At 63.1% G+C, this 21,270-nt stretch carries 12 protein-coding genes and 1 pseudogene; 5 read left to right on the forward strand and 8 right to left on the reverse strand.

The features are described 5' to 3' along the window. Positions 1-5: 5 nt before the first annotated feature. From AC1VVG_RS09295 to AC1VVG_RS09310, 4 genes are all read right to left on the reverse strand, one after another. Complete coding sequence (locus AC1VVG_RS09295; protein WP_156444768.1) at positions 6-308, reverse strand: hypothetical protein; 303 nt, start codon at positions 306-308, stop codon at positions 6-8. Further along, on the reverse strand, positions 309-9,677 hold the full coding sequence (locus AC1VVG_RS09300) for a two-partner secretion domain-containing protein (protein ID WP_482835548.1): 9,369 nt from the start codon (positions 9,675-9,677) through the stop codon (positions 309-311). A gap of 317 nt (positions 9,678-9,994) precedes the next feature. Then, positions 9,995-10,168 (reverse strand): hypothetical protein, encoded by a 174-nt coding sequence (locus tag AC1VVG_RS09305; protein ID WP_482835549.1) that lies wholly within the window; start codon positions 10,166-10,168, stop codon positions 9,995-9,997. Positions 10,169-10,470: 302 nt separating this feature from the next. Continuing rightward, positions 10,471-12,063, reverse strand: a complete 1,593-nt coding sequence (locus AC1VVG_RS09310) for an ABC-F family ATPase (RefSeq protein WP_034186793.1) — start codon at positions 12,061-12,063, stop codon at positions 10,471-10,473. A 170-nt stretch (positions 12,064-12,233) separates the two neighbouring features. On the opposite strand from AC1VVG_RS09310, the gene AC1VVG_RS09315 reads away from it, so the two are divergent. Then, entirely contained in the window at positions 12,234-12,686 is a 453-nt protein-coding gene (locus AC1VVG_RS09315) for a lipocalin-like domain-containing protein (RefSeq protein ID WP_034186792.1), read from the forward strand. A gap of 6 nt (positions 12,687-12,692) precedes the next feature. On the opposite strand, the gene AC1VVG_RS09320 is transcribed toward AC1VVG_RS09315, so the two are convergent. After that, complete coding sequence (locus tag AC1VVG_RS09320; protein ID WP_482835550.1) at positions 12,693-14,990, reverse strand: AsmA family protein; 2,298 nt, start codon at positions 14,988-14,990, stop codon at positions 12,693-12,695. A gap of 152 nt (positions 14,991-15,142) precedes the next feature. Here AC1VVG_RS09320 and AC1VVG_RS09325 point away from each other — a divergent pair, with 152 nt between their 5' ends. After that, positions 15,143-15,844: an ABC transporter ATP-binding protein gene (locus AC1VVG_RS09325; protein WP_059557616.1), complete on the forward strand. Its 702-nt coding sequence runs from the start codon at positions 15,143-15,145 to the stop codon at positions 15,842-15,844. Further along, positions 15,841-16,644, forward strand: coding sequence for an ABC transporter permease (locus AC1VVG_RS09330; protein ID WP_049030407.1), 804 nt, complete (start codon positions 15,841-15,843; stop codon positions 16,642-16,644). The genes AC1VVG_RS09325 and AC1VVG_RS09330 overlap by 4 nt, the downstream gene beginning before the upstream one ends. A gap of 40 nt (positions 16,645-16,684) precedes the next feature. Here the strand turns inward: AC1VVG_RS09330 and AC1VVG_RS09335 are convergent. The 3 genes and pseudogenes from AC1VVG_RS09335 to AC1VVG_RS09345 form a co-directional block, all read right to left on the reverse strand. Next, a pseudogene (locus tag AC1VVG_RS09335) lies at positions 16,685-17,159 on the reverse strand (PliI family lysozyme inhibitor of I-type lysozyme). Positions 17,160-17,376: 217 nt separating this feature from the next. Then, positions 17,377-17,928: a DUF6013 family protein gene (locus AC1VVG_RS09340; RefSeq protein ID WP_034187004.1), complete on the reverse strand. Its 552-nt coding sequence runs from the start codon at positions 17,926-17,928 to the stop codon at positions 17,377-17,379. Between the two features lie 159 nt (positions 17,929-18,087). Beyond that, on the reverse strand, positions 18,088-19,104 hold the full coding sequence (locus AC1VVG_RS09345; protein WP_034186787.1) for a zinc-binding alcohol dehydrogenase family protein: 1,017 nt from the start codon (positions 19,102-19,104) through the stop codon (positions 18,088-18,090). 124 nt (positions 19,105-19,228) lie between these two features. Here AC1VVG_RS09345 and AC1VVG_RS09350 point away from each other — a divergent pair, with 124 nt between their 5' ends. After that, a complete protein-coding gene (locus AC1VVG_RS09350) occupies positions 19,229-20,170 on the forward strand; it encodes a LysR family transcriptional regulator (RefSeq protein ID WP_034186786.1) in 942 nt (313 codons plus the stop codon). Between the two features lie 203 nt (positions 20,171-20,373). Then, positions 20,374-21,219, forward strand: coding sequence for a phosphoserine phosphatase SerB (serB, locus tag AC1VVG_RS09355; RefSeq protein WP_034186785.1), 846 nt, complete (start codon positions 20,374-20,376; stop codon positions 21,217-21,219). The last annotated feature ends 51 nt before the right edge of the window (positions 21,220-21,270 follow it).

The following is a 21,270-nucleotide window of genomic DNA, read 5'->3' on the forward strand; positions in this document are numbered from 1 at the left end:
TCAATCTATAACTTATGCTCATTTTCCTGCAAGATAAGAATGTTCTCGCCAAATTTATCCTTAAGAGATTTTGATGCAAATCCAATGAGATTGGCGGACTCCTTAATATTCAATGAAACCATGCAAAACGATTTCGCCGAAAATCCAAATTCATCTGCCACCTCGGCAAGCATTGAATCCACATCCTTTGCTGGCGAAATAACAAAAACACTACTGAATAATCTACCGCAATCCCTAACAAGCTCATCACGCCCAACATCAACGATTTCTCTATCGACGGAGAAGTAGCAAAATAGATCAATTGCCATTTAATGCCCCTTGATTGTCAAAGGAACAACCTTACCAGATTTGTCAATCACAATCACCTGCTTAAGACCCGGAATCGGATAGCTATTGAGTTGCGCCTCCAGTGCAGCAGGCGTCAAAGAGCTGTCGGCCAAGTTCACAACAATATTGCTTGCCTGCCCGGAGCTCACTTTATTGGAAATTGTTGTTGCAACATTTCGCACATTTCCTGTGGATGGCGCGTAATTATCAAAAACCTGACCATTAACTAAATAGTCGGGATTTTTTGGGCCAGGCACATCCGGATTCTGAACAACATCATATCCATTATTAGCCAGTGTTGTGGCACTCTGATTTTCGCGTACCAAAGAGCGAGCTGTAGCGTCGTCAGAAAACGGTGGAATTTGTGTTGCTTTTCCCGACAGCGATCCGGCCGACGAAGAGCTATCACTCTTTTCGGCAGTCCCGCTCAGCGATTGCTGAGACGAATCATCTCCACTGCTTCCGCTCGATATGGTGGCATTAGGAGATGTACTTCCCGACACAGTCTGTGCAATACCGCCAGCTTGCCCCGTGGTCGAATTTACCAAGACCGCTCCCGAACTAGTCGGCGGCTTACCGCCGCCCGTGCCGACGACCGCACCCGCTCCAGTTGCTACGCCCTGAGCAATCAAGTCGGTAGGTCTCTCGTGAATTTTGGTATTCGCGTCGTTTTGCGCCATCCCAACGAGCTGTCCGCCCCAGCGAGTCATATCGTCGACTGGGTGTCCGTACGTCTCTTTAGCCCAATTGACGAAGCTATCCTTGGCTCGATTGATCGTGTCAAGAAGTTCGCTTCCCGTGCTGCAAGTGCCGTTGACGTTGCATTGGCTACGGTTATACAGATCGGCATTCGATGCCGTGAATGCACCCGACGTACCGCCAATCAGAGCACCACCAGCGCCGGCCAGCACGTTCGACAGAACATTACCGGCCAGCAGCGAACCCGTGCTGTTGCCGACCGCATCGGCAAGGCTATTCAACTTGCCTGCCACCGTTGACGACAGGGCAGCGCCGGCAGCTCCCGCGAACGCATTCCCACCACCCAATCCCGCCAGCGCTGCGCCGGCCGCCGTGTGCAACAGCACGCGATTGGAACCGCCTTCTGCCCACGAATCGGCTTCGGCCTGATAAGCGGCCTGCGCTGTTGTGTCACCCGCAAGCTTGGCCGCATCGGCCGCGTGTTGCGCTTCGGTATGCTTCAAATCCGCGTAAGCACCAATGCCTTGCGCGACGACTTGGCCGGCGGCCTGTCCCGCATTCATCAGGTCCGCTTGCTTATCGAGCAAGTTTTGCACGTCCGGTGTCTTCGACACCGTTCCGTTCAGATTCGACGTATCGTGATTCAGGTTAGCCAGTTCCTGCGTCTGTCCTGCCGGGTTCGTGATGTTGATCGTCCCTGCGCTGACACCGCTACGGGTGGTCGCGTTCTCGCTACCACTATCCGATTGTGAAATCATCGGCGTCACGCCGCCCGAACCGCTAACCGCTCCCGGACCGATCGCTTTACCAGTGACGCCGACGCCTGCACCTGCGCTGAAACCGCTGCTGTCGGCGTTGTAGGTCGCATGGTTTTGGATGTCGTGGAAAGTCAGCGTGCCCGTCGTCAATGTGTTCTTCGACGGATCGGCCGTGCTGGCGATCGCCGCACCCGTCAGGTCGGTATTGCCCTTGACGTTCACATTGAACCCGCCGTCGCCGGCTTGAATTCCGGCCTGTTCAGCGACACCGGCATAATTGCCGTTTGCACTGCCGTGCGACGAACTGAAACTCGCGCTACCGCCCATCGTACTGACACTGATGCCGCCGCCTGCGCTGCTTTGATTTGCGCTGCTGACGGTCGTATCCTGCACGCTTCGAATGTTCAGGTTGCCGCCTACGTCGGCCGTCACGGCGCGACCCGACACATCCGAACCGACGATGTTCGTATCGCCGCCGCTGATCATGGTGACGCTGTTCGCCCCGGTCACGTGCGTATTGTTCTGCATCACGGCATCGCTGTTGCCGTCGCCGTGCGCGCGCGACATGGCGGCCGATACACCGATACCGTTCGTGCCGATCGACACGCCTACGCTCGCGCTAGACGACGAATTCGAGCTGCGCGTCGAATCAGTGTTCGTCGTGTTCTGCAGGTCGATCTGATTCTTCGCGGCCAGCAACACATCGTTGCCCGACACGTTCGAACCCGCCACCGTGATATTGCCGCTGCCCGGCGTGCCGTTGCCGGTCGCAATCAGCGACGTGGTGCCGCCGGCCGACAGGCTCGATCCACGCTGTGTCGTCTGGTTTTCCGACGTGTCGAGTCTGCTATGGCTCGATCCCACGCTGACTTGAACGCCGATGCTCGGCGTACCGCCGCCAGCCAGCGCGCCGCCGGTCAAGCCCGCTACGCCCATCGCGGCATTACCGGCCGCAGCAATTGCGTGCAGCGCCGTTGCACGGCTGTCGCCGGCACCGCTCTTTGCTGCCTGCGCCTGTTGATACGCACCGTTGATCGCGTCGCCGATGCTGCCCGACAGACCGAGCGTGACTCCGCTGCTGCTGGTCGTCTCGCTATGGGTCTTGTTGCTCGTATCCGTTGCGGCATCGATCACGACGTTCGCGGCGCTGCCCGTCAGGTTCTTTCCGGCAATCAGGTCGCTACCCGTCACGTGCAGGGTGTCGCCGGCCTTGACAGTCAGGTTGCCATTAATCGAACCAACCGTGCTCGCGTTGTTCGTGACGGATGAAGCATGATCCGTATCCGCCTTCTTCTGCGTGCCGATACTCACGCTCAGGCCGCTTGTACCGATGCCCGAATGCGTTTCGCGGTAGTAGCTGTCCTGCGTGACCGTATCCTTGGAGGTCGTGATATTGACGTTGTTCGTTGCCGCAAGACTCACATCGTTCGTACCAACGACGGTACTGCCTTGGACAGTCAGGTCGTGGCCCGATTGGATGTTGACGGTATTGCCCGACACCGTACTGCCGACGCCAACGTTCGCATGCGTGTCCGTCATGCCATCGGTTTTCGTGCTGCTGACGAAGCTGCCGCGTTGAACCTGCACCGATTGGTACTTGTCGTGTTCCTCACGGGCTTCGTTCACCGTGATGTTGCCCGTTGCAACGATGTTCGCCGAACCGGTGGCATTCTCAACGCCGTTCGTCATGCCAGCGGTGAGGGACGAACCCGTGAGCGTCACGTTGCCTTTCGACGCGTCGGTGCTCGCCGCCCCGAGCGACGCATTGCCGCCTGCCGTGAACTGCGTGCCGACGGCGTGTTCGTCGTAGTTGTGATCGACTTCTTTACGCGTCTTGCTGTCCGCCGCAACGTTATCGAGCTTCGCGGTATCCGTGACCGTCGTCGCCGTCAGGTTGCCGCCCGCAAGCACCGACAAATCCTTACCGGCGGTTACCGTCACGCCTTTGAGCGTCGTATCGTTGCCGCTTTGCATCCCCAAGCTGCCGCCTGCGGTGATGCCGCTCGTCACGTTCTTCGTCGTGGATTCTTCCCAATGATGCTGATCGTTCAGATACATCGATTGGTTCGTCGTGGACTGAACCGTATCGACGTTGATATCGCGGCCCGCCGTGACCAGCGCATCGCCGCCGGCCGACAGATTTGCACCGTGAAGCGTCAGGTCGCGACCAGCCTGCACGGAAAGGTCGCCCGTTGCCGCGATCGTGCCTTGCTGGCCGATCAAGCTTGTATTGGCCTTACTTGCGCCCGATGCACTGGTCGCACCCACCGCATCAACCAGCGTCGTGTTGACGATATCCCGGCCAGCGCTGACTGCAACCCGGTTGCCAGTGATCATCCCCGACGAGTTCACCACGTCGTTGCTGGCCGATACGACCGTCGTGCCGTTCGCGCTGCTGCTCGAAATCGTGCCGCCGCGATTCAGGATATCGGTCGCGGTGAGAATCGTCTTCGTGCCGCCCTTGATGACGCCCGTGTTGGTCGTGCTGCCCGTCGTGTGAATCTCAACGTCGTCCGCCGCAATCAGGGCACCGGTCGGTTGCAGATCGTTCGCATGCGTTTGCGCCATGTAGACGACCGGAGCCAACACGTGCGTCGTGCTGCCGTCGGGCAGCGTCACGGTCTGGTCAACGAGCCACACGATATCGCTCGTCAGCGCGTCCATTTGCGCAGCGGTCAGCGCCATGCCGGGCACCAATCCGAAGTCTATCGCGTAGTTCGCACCGTTCGTCATCAACGCGCGATACTCATCTTCGGCGCTCGCGTAACCCGGCAAGAAAGTGCGCCCCGTCAGTTGCGTAATCTGATTGCGCACCATCTGCTGCTCATACATCCCGTCGCCCAGGCGCTTTTCGATGCTCGCCGGGTTCAGGTTCAACTGGCCGAGCATGTAGTCGCTCGAAATGAAATTCGTATAGCTCGTCAACCGCGGATCGGTGACGATCAGATACGGCTGGCCAGGCGCGTCGTGAATCGAATATAGACCGCTCGTCGGTAACGTGATCGGCAATGCGCCGGACGCATTCGCCACCGATTGCTGCGCACCAACAGGCGTCGATGCCCCGCCTGCGGCACCGACCGGCGTCAACTTTCCACCGGACACGCCCTCATTGGCCGAATTATTTCCAAGCGTGCCGCCAGTTGCGCCCGTCGAAGAATTCTGCGCCGCGACGTTCTGGTTGTTGACATCCTTCGCGTCGATGATCACCGACTGGTTGGCGACAATCGTGCCCCCCGTGCCGCCGATGGCAACGGGTGTATAGACCTTCGAAGGCTGAACGATCGTTCCGCGATCCCGCGTCGTATCCTCGTTCCACGCGTACATCGATACGATACTGTCGGTCTGATACTGATACAGCGTCCGCCCGACGTTGTTCACGACCGTGCCACCGTAGCTGCCTGAACCTGCACTGCCGGACACATCCGAGTCGCCTATTTTGATCGACCCGCCCGCCGCAATTGAGCTGTATTCGTTGTTGATCGTCCCGACGTTCTTCATCACGATGTTGTTGCCAGCCACGAGTTGCGCCTGTTGCGCCTGGCTCGTTACCTTGTCCTGCTGGACCGTGGTTGTCGTGTCGCGCCAGATTTCGACACGCTGATAGCCGTTGTGCCCATCGCTGCGCGTCGTGTATTCCGTATCCGGAACGTAGTTGACGTGTGGATCGTATGCATCCCAATAGTTGACCGTAACCGTACCGTCCGCGTTGGTCGTCAGCGTGTTGTAATAAATCGTCTGCTGCTTGCCGTTCACGTTCACGACCAATACCTTGTCAGTCGCGTTTGGTCCGGACGTTTCCGATACAACCTGCGAAGGACTATAGGTTGAAGTGAGCGGCGTCTTGTAACCGTTGACCCACATCGCCTGCGAACACCCGCCGTTCGGGTCTGCATTCATCGTCGCGCACACGATGTACTTCTGACGTTTGGTTTCGTGCTTGCTCGTCGTGCTCGTGGTTTCAGTGGTCACTACGGGAGCCGGACGTGTGTTCGTGAACGTACCAGCCGCGAGTTCGACGCTGCCTTGCGCTTCGATCGTGGACTGATCGTTCAAGACATTTTGCGTACGGTTCGCGAGAAACCCGTTCGCGTCGCGCTGACCGTCCGCAGCGATATTGATATCGCCCGCGCTGAAGATATTCGCGCCGCCCGTGTTCGACAACTGGTTGGACGCGAACAAATTCACCCGTTCGGCTGCCGCAATCACGGCCGCCGCACCGGTATTGTTGATCGTGTTCGCAGTGGTGCTGACTTCGCGGCCGATGATCGTCGCGGTGTTGTTCAGCGTCGCGCTGTTGGTCGCAACCGTATCGCCTTCGATGCGACCTGCGTTATCGATCGCGCCGCCGTTCGCGTTGACCGTCGTCTTACTGGAATTCAGATCGGCGCCTGCTTGGTTCTCCACGTTCGCAGCGTTCACGGTCAGCGCGCCGTTGGCATCCAGCACGCCTTGGTTCGTCAGTTTTCCCGACGTGGAAAACGTGAGGTCCCCATTTGCGTGCAACTTGCTCGCCGTGGTCTGCGTGTAATCGCTACCGAGTGCCACCGCACCGTTTCGGCCCGCCACAATCGAACCATCACCGCTCAACGTGCTCGCGGTTAGCGTCAGATCCTGATCGCTGCCGATCGCGCCATTCTGGTTGGTAAGCGTGCCGGTCTGAATTGAGACACTGCCGCCGGTGCCAGTGTCGTTGCCGATTTTTCCGAACGCGTTGTCGATAGATGCAGTGTTGAGCGACAGCGCGCCATTTGCACGAATCGATCCAGCCTGATTCGACAGTGCTGCGTTTACCGCGCTCAACTTGAGGTTGTTCGCGGCTGACAGCACGCCACTCGCATTCCTTACGTCGTTTGCAACGTTCAGCGTCAAATCTCGCCCGGACAGCGTCTGACCACCTTGTGCATTCGTGAGCGTCTGCGCGGTCAGCGTAACATCGCCGTTTCCGCCAATCGTGCCTGCCCCCGCTTTTCCGGAGGCGTTCGTGTTTGTGATCGACGTACCGCCATCGATCGTTGTCGCTCCGCTACCGATATTGACGATGCGCCCGTCGCTGTTGTCGACGCTGCTCCCCGACAGCGCGAGCGCCGCATTCGTACCGTTCGCTTCGATTTGCCCTGCGCTGTTGTTGATCGCGCCTTGTGCTCGCAGCGACAGATTCCCATTCGCCTGGACAAGACCGGCAGCATTCGTGATCGTGCTGTTCGACTGTACTGAAAGCGCCTGTCCCGCGAGCAGCGAGCCGCTGGAATTATCGATGCTGCCCGCTGATACCGAAACGTCTCCGTTGCCGCCAATGGTGCCGCCCGCCGTATTCGTCAGCGCGTTTACTGTCGTGACTGACAGCGCGCCTGCACCCACGTTTTTAAGTGAGCCTCCATCATTCGCGAGACTGTCGGCCGTCACTGAAACGCCGTTGTTAGCTTCGAGCGTGCCAGTACGGTTATCGACACCGCCTTGAGCTTTCAGCGTCATGCTGTCCGCACCGACATAGCCGCCCGCACGGTTATCGAACGACTGCACGTCAAGCGCCGCGTGACGCTGCGCGGCCAGCGTACCTGCGCTATTCGATACGGCTGAGGCTTTCAGGCTCAATGCCCCGTTGGTCGCGATCGTGCCGCCTTGATTCGACAATGCACCGGTGAAAATCGACAGCGCACCGCTCCCGGCATGAGCAATTTTTCCGTGATCGTTGATCAGTGTCGCGGGCGTGAGGTTCAGGTCCGTGCTGTTGGTCTGAATCACGCCGTTGCTTGAGTTATCGAGGATGTTCGAGACGGCAACATTCATTGTGCCCGTCCCGGTTTGCGTAATCGTGCCGCCATGGTTCGACAAATTCGTCGCCCCGAGCGACAACTGTGCCGCCTGTACCGAACCCGCATCATTATTCAGCGACGCGGCATCCACTGTCGCGGATTGTCCGGCGGTGATACTGCCCGAACCATTCGTCAACCGCGCACCTGCATCGATCACCGCGTTTTGCGCAGCTGACAACGCACCACTGCCATTGTCGAGTGATTGCGTGCCGACGTTCAAATTCGTTTGTGCACTGACCGTGCCGTGGTTCACGACGCTGCCCGATTGAATCGCCACACTGCCGTTACCGCCAATCACACCGCCTTGTGCGCCAAGTGCGGTCGTACCGGCGTCATTCGTCAGTTGCCCCGTCGTCGTAATGGACAGACCATCCGAATTCAGCGACGTAACGCGACCCGCACTGTTGTCCAACGAGCTTCCCGAAATGTTCATTCCGGCCGCGCTCTGGATCGTGCCTTGGTTGTTTGCGATCGCACCGCCGCGCACTTGTATCGAATTTTCCGAAACCAGCGTACCGCCCTGATTCGCGATCGCACCGTTCGATTGCACGTTCAACGAACCTTGCGCCGATATCTTGCCGCTTTGATTTGAAATGCTGTCCGCGGTCAACGTTGCGTTGCCTTGGCTCGACAGCGCGCCTTGATCGTTGATCAACGCACCCGCTGCCTTCGCATTGAGTGCACCCTGCGCACTCGTCGTCGCGTTCGCAAGGTTCAGGTCGCCCGCGTTCGCGTTCAGCGACACATTGCCGTTCGCGGCCGTCTGGCTGCCTGCGAGATTGACGCCGCTGCCGGAAATCGACGCGCTCCCGCCCGCGACGTTCTGCCCGGTCGCCGTCAGTTGTCCCGTGCTCGACAGATTCAGGTCGCCGCCTTTTCCGACTGAGCCATCGTTATTTACGCCCGCACCGAGCGTTCCGGTCGAGTTGATGCTACCTGCGTCGACCGTCGTATTTTGCTGCGCAGCGAGCGTCCCGCTGTTCGACAACACACCGGCTGCTGAAACGTTTGCGCTCTGTTGCGCATACGTCGTGCCGGTGTTTTGAATACTGCTCGCCGTTGCGGAAAGATTACCGCTTGCAGTCGTCTTGCCCGTTAGTACAAGCTGGCCGTTGGCTTGCAGCGTCAGGTCGCCTGCTTGTGCCGCGATCGTCCCGGCGTTCGCGACACCGACACCAAACTCGTTCGATACGAGAAAGACCCTGTTCGCGTACATGCCGCCGAGTTGGCTCACGTCGATTGCGATCGCCGGTGCCGCACCATCGCCAGCGATCGGTGTCGCCGCGAGCGTGTCGTGGTTGACTTGGTTCGAACCTGCGACGACGTTCAGATTCTTGGCGTAAATCGCTGCGTTGGCCTGCACCGCGCGCGAAATCAAGTCAACCTGATCGACGTTCGATGCGTTCAGGCCAGCACCGCTCACGGAAATCAGGCCGCGCGATACGTTGAATCCACCGAGTGATCCGTCGGTGCCGTAGTAAGGTGTACCGGTGGTGAGGACGGCTCGCGACGTATTGATAAACCCGCCGCCGTCGACCTGAATACCCGCACTGTTCGACAAGATCACTTCGGCACGGTTGCCCGCCACCTCAACGTAACCTCTGAGTTGCGAAGGCGCATTGCTGTTGACCTGGTTGACGATGATCCGCGCGGACTGGCCAACACCGAAATTCGGGTTGCCGTTGATCATCCCCGCCTGCTGCGTGTTCGCGATCGTCGGCGAGTTGTTCAGTATCGCGCCTGGTTTTTGAACATCGAACTGGTTGTACGTGTTCACCGAGACGCCTGCGCCAGACGGCGCGGCGATATTCACTTGCGGAATGCCGTTCTGCGTCTGGATCACGTGTGTGCTCGTGCCAGGAGTCGGCGCGATTTGCGCGAAGCTGAATAACGGCACACCGAACAACAATGCGGCCGCCATCGCAATCGGTTGCCATACGATTCGCAACCCCGGCAAGCCCGATGGTGCGCGCGCTCCTTGTGAATTCCCTACTGCGCGCGACAAACTGCCATTTTCCTGAACGACCATCATCGCGCCCCGTGCGCGATTGAACACAACCCGATAGCGTTTCTTGTTCATTCTTCGTTGACGCAAACTGCGTCCCTGCTTGCGATCTTGTTTGAATTCAGCGCCGATAGGACCAAACGCAATTCGTCGTCTAGTCTTGAACGCGCTTGCAACGGATAGTCAGCGCGACAACGTCTCTCATGCTGTCACGATTGCGAGCCAGCGCTCGCAATTGGTCCCCTCTTATCCACTGCGCGATCCTAGCAGAAGCAACCACCGCTGAATGTCAGGAATGATTAATGCGATGCACGGGGGCATCGATTACATCCGCTCTAAAAACTTGGGTATTCTGTAAAAACACGCTCGATTTAATATTTTTAATAATTCTTTCAGATTGTCAATTCGAGGTAAGATCCGAATTTATTGGGATAGGCGAGATGTTGTTTTGGACGCCGTGCCGGCACCCTTTTTCTGACGTCGATGGCGCCCACCCTCTTTTTCCTCATTTTTGCAGTGGCAACTAAAAGCGCGATGCCAGCACTGTCGATTTCGAGCGAAGGCATCGCTCTCCTACCCTCGTCACACCCATCACGATTCGAATCATGAATATCCCAAGCTGATTGGTGGGTTGAGTACAACAAGGTCGGCTTCTACGTACCGCAACAACGGCGAGTGCCTCGCCCAAAATGAAAAAGCCCATACAGGCATGCCGCCAGTACGGGCTTCAGGCTTTACAAGACTTCCCTGAGATGCTTTAGCGTTCGCTCGCCAAGAAGGGGCACCAGGAAGCCGGCCGTCCCAACGGGACAATTCCGCGGGACAAGCCGAGACGCATGAAAGGTGGTCTTGGGACAACCCGGCAGAATTACTCCTGCCCCTGACTCGTCAGGAATTCCTCATAATTCCCGCCGAAGTCGAACAGCGTGCCATCCGTACGCACTTCGATGATCCGGTTCGCCAGCCCGCTCACGAATTCGCGGTCGTGCGACACGAAGATCAGCGTGCCTTCGAACTGCTCGAGCGCGATCTGCAGCGACTCGATCGACTCCATGTCCATGTGGTTGGTCGGCTCGTCCATCAGCAGCACGTTGTGGCGGCCGAGCATCAGCTTGCCCCAGATCATGCGGCCCTTCTCGCCGCCCGACAGCACCTTCACCGACTTCTTGATGTCGTCCGACGAGAACAGCAGGCGGCCCAGCGTGCCGCGCACCATCGTTTCGTCGTCGCCGTCCTTGCGGTACTGGTCGATCCAGTCCATCAGCGTGATGTCGTTCGGGAATTCCTCGTACGTGTCCTGCGGCATGTAGCCGACATTCGCGTTCTCGGACCACTTCACCGTGCCGTGATCGAGTTCGAGCGCGCCGAGCAGCGAGCGCAGCAGCGTCGTCTTGCCCGCGCCGTTCTCGCCGATGATCGCGATGCGTTCGCCCGGCTGCACCGACAGGTTGAAGTTCTGGAAGATCGTGCGCTCGTACTTCTTCGTGATGTCTTCCGCGACCACCGCGACGTTGTGCAGCTTCTTCTCGAACTCGAAGCGGATGAACGGGTTCTGGCGCGACGACGGCTTGAATTCCTCGATCTTGATCTTGTCGATCTGCTTCGCACGGCTCGTTGCCTGGCGGGCCTTCGACTTGTTCGCCGAGAAGCGGCGCACGAAGTCCTGCAGTTCGGCCACGCGCTCCTTCGCACGTGCGTTCGCGGCGGCCTGGCGCTCGCGCGCCTGTGCCGATGCGAGCATGTAGTCGTCGTAGTTGCCCGGCCAGACCTTCAGCGTGCCGAAGTCCATGTCGGCCATGTGCGTGCACACCGAGTTCAGGAAGTGACGATCGTGCGAGATGATGATCATCGTCGAGTTGTACTCGTTGAGCGTGTGCTCGAGCCAACGGATCGAGTTGATGTCGAGGTTGTTGGTCGGTTCGTCGAGCAGCAGCACGTCCGGCTTCGAGAACAGCGCCTGCGCGAGCAGCACGCGCAGCTTCCAGCCCGGCGCGACGTCGGCCATCGTGCCGTTGTGGAATTTCTCCTCGATGCCGATGCCCAGCAGCAGCGCACCCGCGCGCGCCTCGGCGTCGTAACCGCCGTATTCGGCGAACTTGCCTTCGAGTTCGGCCGCGTGCATGTAGTCGTCGTCGGTGGCTTCCGGGTTCGCGTAGATCGCGTCACGCTCGGTCATGGCGGCCCACATTTCGGTGTGGCCCATCATCACGACGTCGAGCACGCGCACGTCTTCGTACGCGAACTGGTCCTGGCGCAGCTTGCCCAGGCGGACGTTCGGCTCCAGCGCGACGTTGCCGGCGCTCGGCTCGAGGTCGCCACCGAGGATCTTCATGAACGTCGACTTGCCACAGCCGTTCGCGCCGATCAGACCATAGCGGTTGCCCTCGCCGAATTTGACCGAGATATTCTCGAACAGGGGCTTTGGCCCGAATTGCATCGTGATGTTGGCAGTAGAAAGCACGGCAGGTCCCGTTAAGAGAGAAATCGACGGAAAACCGTGTATTTTAGCAGGAGTCGGAGAAACTGCCGACCATACTGCCCGGGCAGCGCATTCGAGGCCATCTGGCCCTCCGCCCGGCGGCCCGCCAACACGGCGGCACGCGCCCCAACGCCGCCCGACCGGAATCCAGCATGCTTGCCAGCCAGCTTCGCGAACAACTCGTCGGCGCATGGCGCCTCGTGTCCTACGAAGTCCGCCCGCGCGACGGTAGCGCGACCGCCTATCCGCTCGGCCGCGACGCGCGCGGCTGGATTCTCTATACGCCGGACGGCTACATGTCCGCCCAACTGATGGCTACCGGCCGGCCGCCCTACGCGAACGGCGACCTGCACCACGGCACCGACGCCGAGTACGCGGCCGCCGCCCGCGGCTACATCGCCTATTCCGGCCCCTTTCAAGTGACCGACGACGGCACGCTGACCCATGAAATGGACGTCAGCCTGTTCCCGAACTGGCTCGGCAACGTCCAGCAGCGCGCCGTCATGCTCGACGGCGACCGCCTTCAACTCGGCACCGCCGCGCCGGTGCGGATCGACGGCCGCGAAGTGGACGCCGTGCTGCTGTGGGTGCGCGCGGGCCGTTGACGCGCGTCACTTGCCGGCCTTCGCGGCCGCCTTCTGCGCGGCCTTCGCCTTCATCTGCCCGAACAGCTCGGAGCACGGCACGTCGCGGTTGTTGCTCGGCGCGATCAGCGGGATCAGCGCCGCGAACGGGTTGATCAGCCCGAGCCCGACCATCGCGCCGGCGCGCAGCGCGAGCGCGGTCGCATCGACGCCGACCTTCGGGTCCTTGAACGTCCCCTTCGCATACAGCGGCGAGCGCAGCGAGAAGATCCGGAACCCCTTCGTATGCGGGTGGATCTTCAGGTCGAGCGATTCGTCGCGCAGGCTGATCGCGCCGTCGACGTTGATCAGCGCATCGTCGGTATCGAGCGCGAACACTTTCGGGTCGAGCATGCCGTTGGTCGCGACGAAATCGATCGCCGCGCAGTTGATCTTCACGTCGTTGTTGCCGAACAGCTTCTCGTAGACGACGTTGGCCACGTTCAGCCCCGCCGCTTCCATCAGCAGGCGACTGATGCGGCCGTCCGTCACGAGCGCCTTCACTTCGCCGTTCGACGTCGCGGCGAGCGCCGCCGGCGAGTTGCCGGTCGCCGACAGCGACGCGTCGCCATTGATTTCGCCGAGCGCCGACTGCATGACCTTCTGCGTCGGGAACAGTTGCTTGAGCTTCAGGTGCCGCGCGGCCACCGTGAAACGGCCCTTCAGCGGCGTGCCGCTGCCGTCGAGATGCGCGGTCGTCGCGAGCGTGCCGCCCGCGACGCCGAACTGCAGCGGCTCGAGCGACAGCACGCCGTCCTGCATCAGGATGTGCGTATACAGGTTCGTGATCGGCAGGTTCGAACTCTTGACCAGCTTGCGGCCCGTGAACTTGACGTCCGCGTCGAGCGCCCGCCAGCGGTCGGTCCGGAACGTCTCGACCGGCAGCACGCGGCCCGGCGGCTGATGCGTCGTGTCGCCTCGCTTGGCCTTGCTCGCGGCCGTATCGGCACCGATCACCGGCGCGAGATCGGAGAACTGCAGCAGGTTCGACACGAGTTCGCCCGACAGCTTCGGTCGCGGCTCGCGCTGCGCATACGTGAGCGTGCCGCCGAGATCGCTGCCGCCGACGCGGCCGTTGAAGTTCTCGTAGCGGAACGTGCTCGCGTGCCGCTTGAAGTTGCCGATCAACCGCCCTTCGGTCGCGTAAGGCGGCGTATCGGGCAGCGTGATGCCGGTGAGCGGGTAAAGGTGCGACATCGACGTGCCCTGCAGCCACAGCCGCAGGTCGATCGCCGCGAGATGCATCGGATCGGTCAGCGTACCGACGATCGCGAGCCGCGTATCGCCGGCCTTCACGTCGGCCTGCAGCGGGAACGGCCGCGATGCGTCCTGGATCGCGAGCACGCCGCCGAGCTTGCCGGTCCCGTTGATCGGCACGTTCTTGTAGCGGCCGTCGACCTTCAGCCCGAACGCATAGGTCGGGCCGGACGGCTTCGCGGGCGCCGCGGCGCCGGATGCGCCGGATGCCACGGCAACCGTCGATGCGGAAGAAGCAGAAGAAGCGGACGAACCGGACGCCGCCGAAGCGACGGAAGCCGCAGCCGACGCGCCCGTCGCCGATGCCGCACTCGCCGCCTGCGCGCCGGAAGCGCTCGATGCGGCTTCCGCATTGGCCTTCGCGCTCAACTGCGCGGCGCCATGCTTGCCGACACGCTGCGCGGACGCCGCGCGCGACGTCTGCTCCTGCTCCTTGAGCACGTCGCCGAGCGGGATCGGCTGGCCGAGCGTATCGATCGCGACGGTCAGGTCGGCCTTCGTGATCGCATCGCGATACGTGACGGTGCCCTTCGCGAAGCCGAAGCTGTCGAGCCGCACCTTCCACGGCGACGGCTGCGACGATTGCTTGAACTGGAAGGTCCACGTGTTGCGGCCGTCGGCAAGCCGCTCGAGGTCGACAGCCGGATTCACGACGTCGATCGACGGAATGACGATTTCATGCGCGAGCAGCGGCAGGATCGCGAGATCGAAGTGCGCGGCATCGAGCGTGACGAACTTGGGCGACTTCGCCCAGTCGGGGTTGCCGATCTCGAGCTGCGTGGCCGAAAAGCTCGGCCAGGGCACCCATGCGCGCCAGCCGGTCTCGCCGTCGGGGCGACGCCAGCCGACCTTGAGATCGCCGTTGATCGCGAACGGGCGGCCGAGTGCGGCGCTCACCTGTTCGTTGACCCACGGTTTCGCGCGGTTCCAGTCGAACGTGAAGAGAAAGACGCCGGCCGCCGCGATGAGCACCGCGACGATACCGACGACCCATGCAGCCGATTTGCCGATGGCTCGGGTTAGCGTCATGGCGGTTCCGTTGTTGTTCTGAAGTGTTACCGCGCCATGCCGGACCGCTTGCGTGAACGAACGGCGCACGACACCCGCGGCTTTTCAATCGGTATTATGACGCACGCGATACCGCCTCTTCGGCGCCATTAACGCTTTTTTTCATTTGTGACATGACAGCCCCCACCGGTCTCATCGATGCGCGGCACATCGCGCGGCGCGACGCCAGCAGCGGCAAGACGCTGCTGGCGCCGACCGATTTCAGCCTCGCCGCGGGATCGCGAATTGCTATCACGGGACCGTCCGGCTCCGGCAAGAGCGTGCTGCTGCGCGCGCTCGCGCTGCTCGATCCGCTCGACGGCGGGCAGATCCTGTGGCGCGGCCGCCGGATCCGGCGCGGCGCGATTCCGCGCTACCGGCGCAGCGTCGCGTACGTGCGCCAGCGCCCCGCGCAAATGGACGGCACCGTCGAATCGCAATTGCGCTATCCGTATTCGCTCGCGATCTATCGCGACGTCGCATTCGATCGCGCACGTGCCGAAGCGCTCGCCGCGCAGGCCGGCCGCGGCCCGGACTTTCTCGACAAGCGCGCGAGCGACCTGTCCGGCGGCGAAGCGCAGATCGCCGCGCTGCTGCGCGTGCTGCAGCTCGACCCCGACGTGCTGCTGCTCGACGAGCCGACGTCCGCACTCGATCCCGACTCGGCGCGCGCGATCGAGGCGCTGGTCGGCGCGTGGTTCGACGCGGCACCCGACACGCGCGCCTACATGTGGATCTCGCACGATCCGGCCCAGGCCGCCCGGATCGGCACGATGCGGCTCGTGATGCAGGCAGGCGTCATGCATGTCGCGAACCCGACGGAGGCGGCGCAATGAGCCCGGCCCTGCAGGACCTGAGCCTCGTCGACGTCGGCATCGCCGCCGCGCTCGTCGCCGTCAACGGCGCGATTTCGGCGGCCTTGTCGCTCGGCCTCGGCCGCAAGCTCGCGCTCGCGGCGGTGCGCACCGTCGTGCAGCTGCTCGCGATCGGCTACGTGCTCGGCTGGGTGTTCGGCCATCCGCACTGGTACGTCGTGCTGCCGCTCACCGCGCTGATGACGCTGATCGCCGGTTTCGCCGGCGCCGGCCGCGGCAAGCGCACATATCGCGGCCAGCGCATCGACAGCATTGCGTCGATCTGGTTCAGCAGCTGGTTCGTCGCGGCGGTCGGGTTGTTCGTCGTGATCCGCATTCATCCATGGTATGCGCCGCAATACGCGATTCCGATCCTGGGGATGATTCTCGGCAATACGCTCACGGGCGTGTCGCTCGGCGTCGAGCGGATGATGGAAGAACTCACCGCGCGGCGCGATCGGGTCGAGACCGCACTCGCGCTCGGCGCGACGCGCTGGGAAGCCGCGCAGGATGCCGCGCGCCAGGCCGTACGCGCGGGCATGCTGCCGACGCTGAACCAGATGGCCGTCGTCGGCGTCGTCAGCCTGCCGGGGATGATGACGGGCCAGGTGCTGGCCGGCCAGTCGCCGCTGCAGGCCGTGCGCTACCAGATCGTGATCATGTTCCTGATCGCCGCCGCGTCCGCGCTCGGCACCGTCGGCGCGGTACTGATGACCTATCGCCGGCTGTTCTCGGCCGATCACCGCTTTCTCGCGTCGCGGCTCGAAGAGCGCGCGCACTGACCGGCCCGGGTACCGCGCGATGCGTTCGCGCGCCGGACGGTCAGCGCGCGACGCGGCGCTTGCCGATCGCCTGCCGCAACGCGGCCGCGACGTCCGCCTCGGGTGCGAGCCCGTCGACCGACGCAACGAGCCGCACCGCGCGCGGCGTCGTCACATAAGCCTGCGCGCCGACATAACCGCCGCTGCCGGCCGAACGCGTCGTCACGACGAGCGCCTGCGGTGCGCGTGCGCCGAGGTCGCGCCGTGAACGCATCGGTGACCGTACCGTCGCGCGCATGCAGCGTGCCCGTCACGTAATCGTCGGTATCGAAGCCCGGGGCGGCGTGCGCGGTCGAGTACACGCGTACCGCGTAGCTGCCGGTCGAGCACGGTTCGAGTGCGCCGCTCGACACGACGGCTACCGGCTGCCGCGACGGCAGCCCGACCTTCTTCACGAAACTGCAGTCGTCGGCCGCGTGCGCATGCACGGCGACGAACGCAATGGCAGACAGCAGCACGCGCATTCGAGGTTTCATCGGAATCGTTACGGGGAGAAAAGGAAGCGGGTGAACGTCACGCGACAGCTGCATGACGTCACGCACGGCCGCCGCACGGCAGCGGCACCGTCCCACGAAGAAGATGACGGGAAAACATCGCGACGCCTGCACGCAGCGCTCATGCGCCGCCCCGCCCACGCCACCCGTCGAATCCGTTGCGCGCGCACCGGGCGAAACGCCGGCCCGCGCGCGCCGTTCAGCGCTTGATCGACACCGTCACCTTGGTGCCGTCGCTCATCGTCACGGATTTCGATCCGCCGTTGGTCGGAATCGACACCCACTTCACCTGGCTGACCGACACGACGTCCGGGCATTGCAGCGACTTGCCGCCGGCCGTCACGCTGCGCGTGCCCTTCGGCGCGGCCGCCTGGAAGCTCAGCTGCACGTTGGCGACGCCCTTCGCGTCGACCGACGGCGCGAGCCGTACCTGGGTCTGGCGCACCATCGCGCCGTTCGCGTCGCGCGGCAGGGTGTCGGCGTTCGGGCAGCCGTCCGGCATCGCGACCGCGCCGCTCGGCGGCACCGACTTCCAGTTGAAATCGTCCGTCTCGCCCGAGCGGATCTTGCGCGTCTCCTGCGTATTGCCGAAGGTCTTCGAATCGACCTTGACGGTGTATTCGAGCTGTCCGGTACCGCCGCCCTTCAGGCTGCCCTTGACCGGCGGCGCCGCGAATACGCTCGCGCTGACGCACGCCGCCGCGAACACGACCGACCACGATGCGGCGACTGACAAGCTGCGTTGGCTCATGCTGACCTCCTTGTAATGCGGCGGCACGCGCGTGCCGCGCGGTTTTCGATGCATGATGCGCTGCCAGTCTACCGCCAAGCTCGATGCAATGCGCCGCAAACGCATCGGGTGTTACCCCGCTTGCGTTCGCGGCGCCGCAACCTTATGCGCGCGACGGAATCAGAAACCGCTCAGCACGAGCTTGCCGATCGCGCGGCCGCCCTCGAGCAACTGGTGCGCGCGCCGCACGTTCGCCGCGTTGATCGTGCCGAGCTGTTCGCCGAGCGTCGTGCGCAGCGTGCCGCCGTCGACGAGCCGCGCGACTTCGCCGAGGATCCGGTGCTGCTCGATCATGTCCGGCGTCTCGAACATCGCGCGCGTGAACATGAACTCCCAGTGAAACGCGGCGCTCTTCGCCTTCAGCAGTTCGACCGGCACCGGCTTGTCGTTCTCGACGATCGTGCAAATGCCGCCCTGCGGCCGGATGACCTCCGCGGCGGCAGGGAAATGACGATCCGTATCGTTGAAGATCAGCACGTAGTCGACGTTCGGATGGCCGGCCTCGCGCAACTGCGCCGGCAGGTCGCCGAAATGGTCGACCACCGCGTCGGCGCCGAGCGCGCGCACCCAGTCGGCCGACGCCGGCCGCGACGCGGTCGCGATCACGTGCAGCTTGCCGAGCGTCTTCGCGAGCTGGATCGCGATCGATCCCACGCCGCCCGCGCCGCCGATGATCAGCACCGACTTGCCGGCGTCCGCGCCCTGCGGCGACACGCGCAGCCGGTCGAACAGCGCTTCCCACGCGGTCAGCGCGGTCAGCGGCAGCGCGGCCGACGCGGCGAAGTCGAGCGTGCGCGGCTTCAGCGCGGCGATCCGTTCGTCGACCGTATGGAATTCGCTGTTCGCGCCGGGCCGCGTGATGCTGCCCGCGTAGAACACCTCGTCGCCGGGGCGAAACAGCGTGACGTCGGCGCCGACCGCGACGACCGTGCCGGCCGCATCCCAGCCGAGCACGCGCGGCGTCTCCTCGACCTGCGGCTTCGGCGCGCGCACCTTGGTGTCCACCGGGTTCACGGAAATCGCCTCGACCTTCACGAGCAGGTCGCGCGGGCCCGGCACGGGCTGCGGCAGTTCCACGTCGAGCAAGGCTTGCGGGTCGTCGATCGGCAGATAGCGGGTCAGTCCAACGGCTTTCATCTCGATACTCCTTTCAGGGAATCCGGGCGGGCCGCGGCGCGGCCCCATGAACATCATCGTAGGCAACCCGATCCTTCGAGAAAACCGCTATATTTCCTGAAACATTTTCAGGAATTTCAGAATAATGGCGTCCGATCCGATTCCGGCACCCGACAAGCCGCTCGACCTGCTCGACGTCGCGCTGTTCGTGCGCGCGGCGCTGCTCGCGAACGTCACGGCGGCCGGCCGCGAGTTCGGCGTGTCGGCCGCCGTTGCCAGCGCGCGCATCGCGCAGCTCGAACGCCAGCTCGGCGCACGGTTGCTGCACCGCACCACGCGCCGCATCAGCCTCACGCAGGACGGCGAAATCTTCATGGCGCGCGCCGACGCGCTGCTGTCGGCCGCCGACGCCGCGCGCGCCTCGGTCGGCCATGGCCGCAGCGAGCCGTACGGGCGGCTGAAGGTGTCGATGTCGTCGTCGTTCGGCCGCCAGCACGTCGCGCCGGTGATTCCCGCGTTCCTGCGCCGCTATCCGTCGGTATCGCTCGACCTGCGGCTGTCCGACGAGATCGTCGATCTCGTCGACGACGGCTACGACGTCGCGATCCGCCTCGGCGCGCTGAAGGACTCGACGCTCGTCGCGCGCAAGCTCGCTACCAACCGCCGCGTGCTGTGCTGCTCGCCCGCGTATCTCGCCGAGCGCGGCACGCCGCGCCATCCGGCCGACCTGACGCAGCACGAATGCGTGATCCTCGGCGACCAGCGCGACTGGTCGTTCGCGACGCCGCAAGGCCCGCTGACCGTGCGGGTCGCCGGCCGGCTCGTCGCGAGCAACGGCGAGGCGATCCGCGAAGCGCTCGTCGACGGCTTCGGAATCGCGATCAAGTCGACCTGGGACGTCGGCCCGCTGCTCGCGAGCGGCACGCTCGTCACGGTGCTCGACGACTATCCGTTCGCGGACGAGGTGGCGATCTGGGCCGTCTATCCGAGCCGCGCGCACGTGCCGTTGAAAACGCTCGCGTTCATTGCGTTCCTCGCCGAGCATTTCGGCGATCCGCCGTACTGGGATCGAGCGGACGGGCGATAGGCATCGGTGTCCGCGCGCGTGCCGCGGCGTTGCCGCTTCGATTCCGGCCCCCGGAACCGAAACGGCCGCGTCCGCCCCGCCCCCGCCAACCGGCTACAATGGCGCGTTCGCCACGCAAGGGCCCGACGCCGGACGGGGCCCGCATCGGCAGGCGGCCGTCCGTTGGCCGCACACGCATTTCATTTGCTTTCCAACCACTCGTCATGACCCACAATCTCGTCATCCAGAGTCTTGCGCCGCTGTCGGACACCCATCACAAACCGCTGCTCGCGCTGTCGCGCGGCACCCGCATCGTGCAGACCGACGATCACGCGCTGCGCATCGAAAACGCGAACCCGGCGCAACGCCTCGACATCGACGCGTATTGCGGCACGCACGCGCTCGATTTCGGGTTCGTCGAGGCCGGCCGCACGCTCGGCGACTTCGGGCTCGCCGTGATGGACATGGACTCGACGCTGATCACGATCGAATGCATCGACGAGATCGCCGATTTCTGCGGGCTGAAGACGCAGGTCGCCGAGATCACCGAAGCGTCGATGCGCGGCGAGATCCGCGACTTCAACGAAAGCCTCACGCGCCGCGTCGCGCTGCTGGCCGGGCTCGACGCGCGGGCGCTCGAACGCGTGTACGAGGAACGGCTGCAACTGTCGCCGGGCGCCGAGACGATGCTGGCAGGCGTGAAGGCCGCCGGCATGAAGACGCTGCTCGTGTCGGGCGGCTTCACGTTCTTCACCGAGCGGCTGAAGGCACGTCTCGGCCTCGACTACGCGTACGCGAACACGCTCGAGATCGTCGACGGCAAGCTGACCGGCAAGGTGCTCGGCGAGATCGTCAACGCCGACGTGAAGGCGCGCCTGCTGCGCGACACGTGCGCGTCGCTCGGCCTCGAGCCGAGCCGCGCTATCGCGATGGGCGACGGGTCGAACGACCTGAAGATGATGGCCGAAGCGGGGCTCTCGGTCGCGTTTCACGCGAAGCCGGTCGTGCGCGACGCGGCGACGGTCGCGTTCGACCATGTCGGCCTCGACGGGCTGCTGCGGCTGTTCTGATCGCGCCGCACCCCCCATGAAAAACGCCGGCGCGATCGTGCATCGCGCCGG

The organism is Burkholderia sp. L-4 (assembly GCF_056856535.1).

What these genes read in the sequence shown, in the direction of transcription:
- AC1VVG_RS09295 (WP_156444768.1), bottom strand. Translation starts at nt 308, where the DNA reads ATGGCAATTGATCTATTTTGCTACTTCTCCGTCGATAGAGAAATCGTT.
- AC1VVG_RS09300 (WP_482835548.1), bottom strand. Translation starts at nt 9,677, where the DNA reads ATGAACAAGAAACGCTATCGGGTTGTGTTCAATCGCGCACGGGGCGCG.
- AC1VVG_RS09305 (WP_482835549.1), bottom strand. Translation starts at nt 10,168, where the DNA reads ATGCCTTCGCTCGAAATCGACAGTGCTGGCATCGCGCTTTTAGTTGCC.
- AC1VVG_RS09315 (WP_034186792.1), top strand. Translation starts at nt 12,234, where the DNA reads ATGCTTGCCAGCCAGCTTCGCGAACAACTCGTCGGCGCATGGCGCCTC.
- AC1VVG_RS09320 (WP_482835550.1), bottom strand. Translation starts at nt 14,990, where the DNA reads ATGACGCTAACCCGAGCCATCGGCAAATCGGCTGCATGGGTCGTCGGT.
- AC1VVG_RS09325 (WP_059557616.1), top strand. Translation starts at nt 15,143, where the DNA reads ATGACAGCCCCCACCGGTCTCATCGATGCGCGGCACATCGCGCGGCGC.
- AC1VVG_RS09330 (WP_049030407.1), top strand. Translation starts at nt 15,841, where the DNA reads ATGAGCCCGGCCCTGCAGGACCTGAGCCTCGTCGACGTCGGCATCGCC.
- AC1VVG_RS09340 (WP_034187004.1), bottom strand. Translation starts at nt 17,928, where the DNA reads ATGAGCCAACGCAGCTTGTCAGTCGCCGCATCGTGGTCGGTCGTGTTC.
- AC1VVG_RS09345 (WP_034186787.1), bottom strand. Translation starts at nt 19,104, where the DNA reads ATGAAAGCCGTTGGACTGACCCGCTATCTGCCGATCGACGACCCGCAA.
- AC1VVG_RS09350 (WP_034186786.1), top strand. Translation starts at nt 19,229, where the DNA reads ATGGCGTCCGATCCGATTCCGGCACCCGACAAGCCGCTCGACCTGCTC.
- serB (WP_034186785.1), top strand. Translation starts at nt 20,374, where the DNA reads ATGACCCACAATCTCGTCATCCAGAGTCTTGCGCCGCTGTCGGACACC.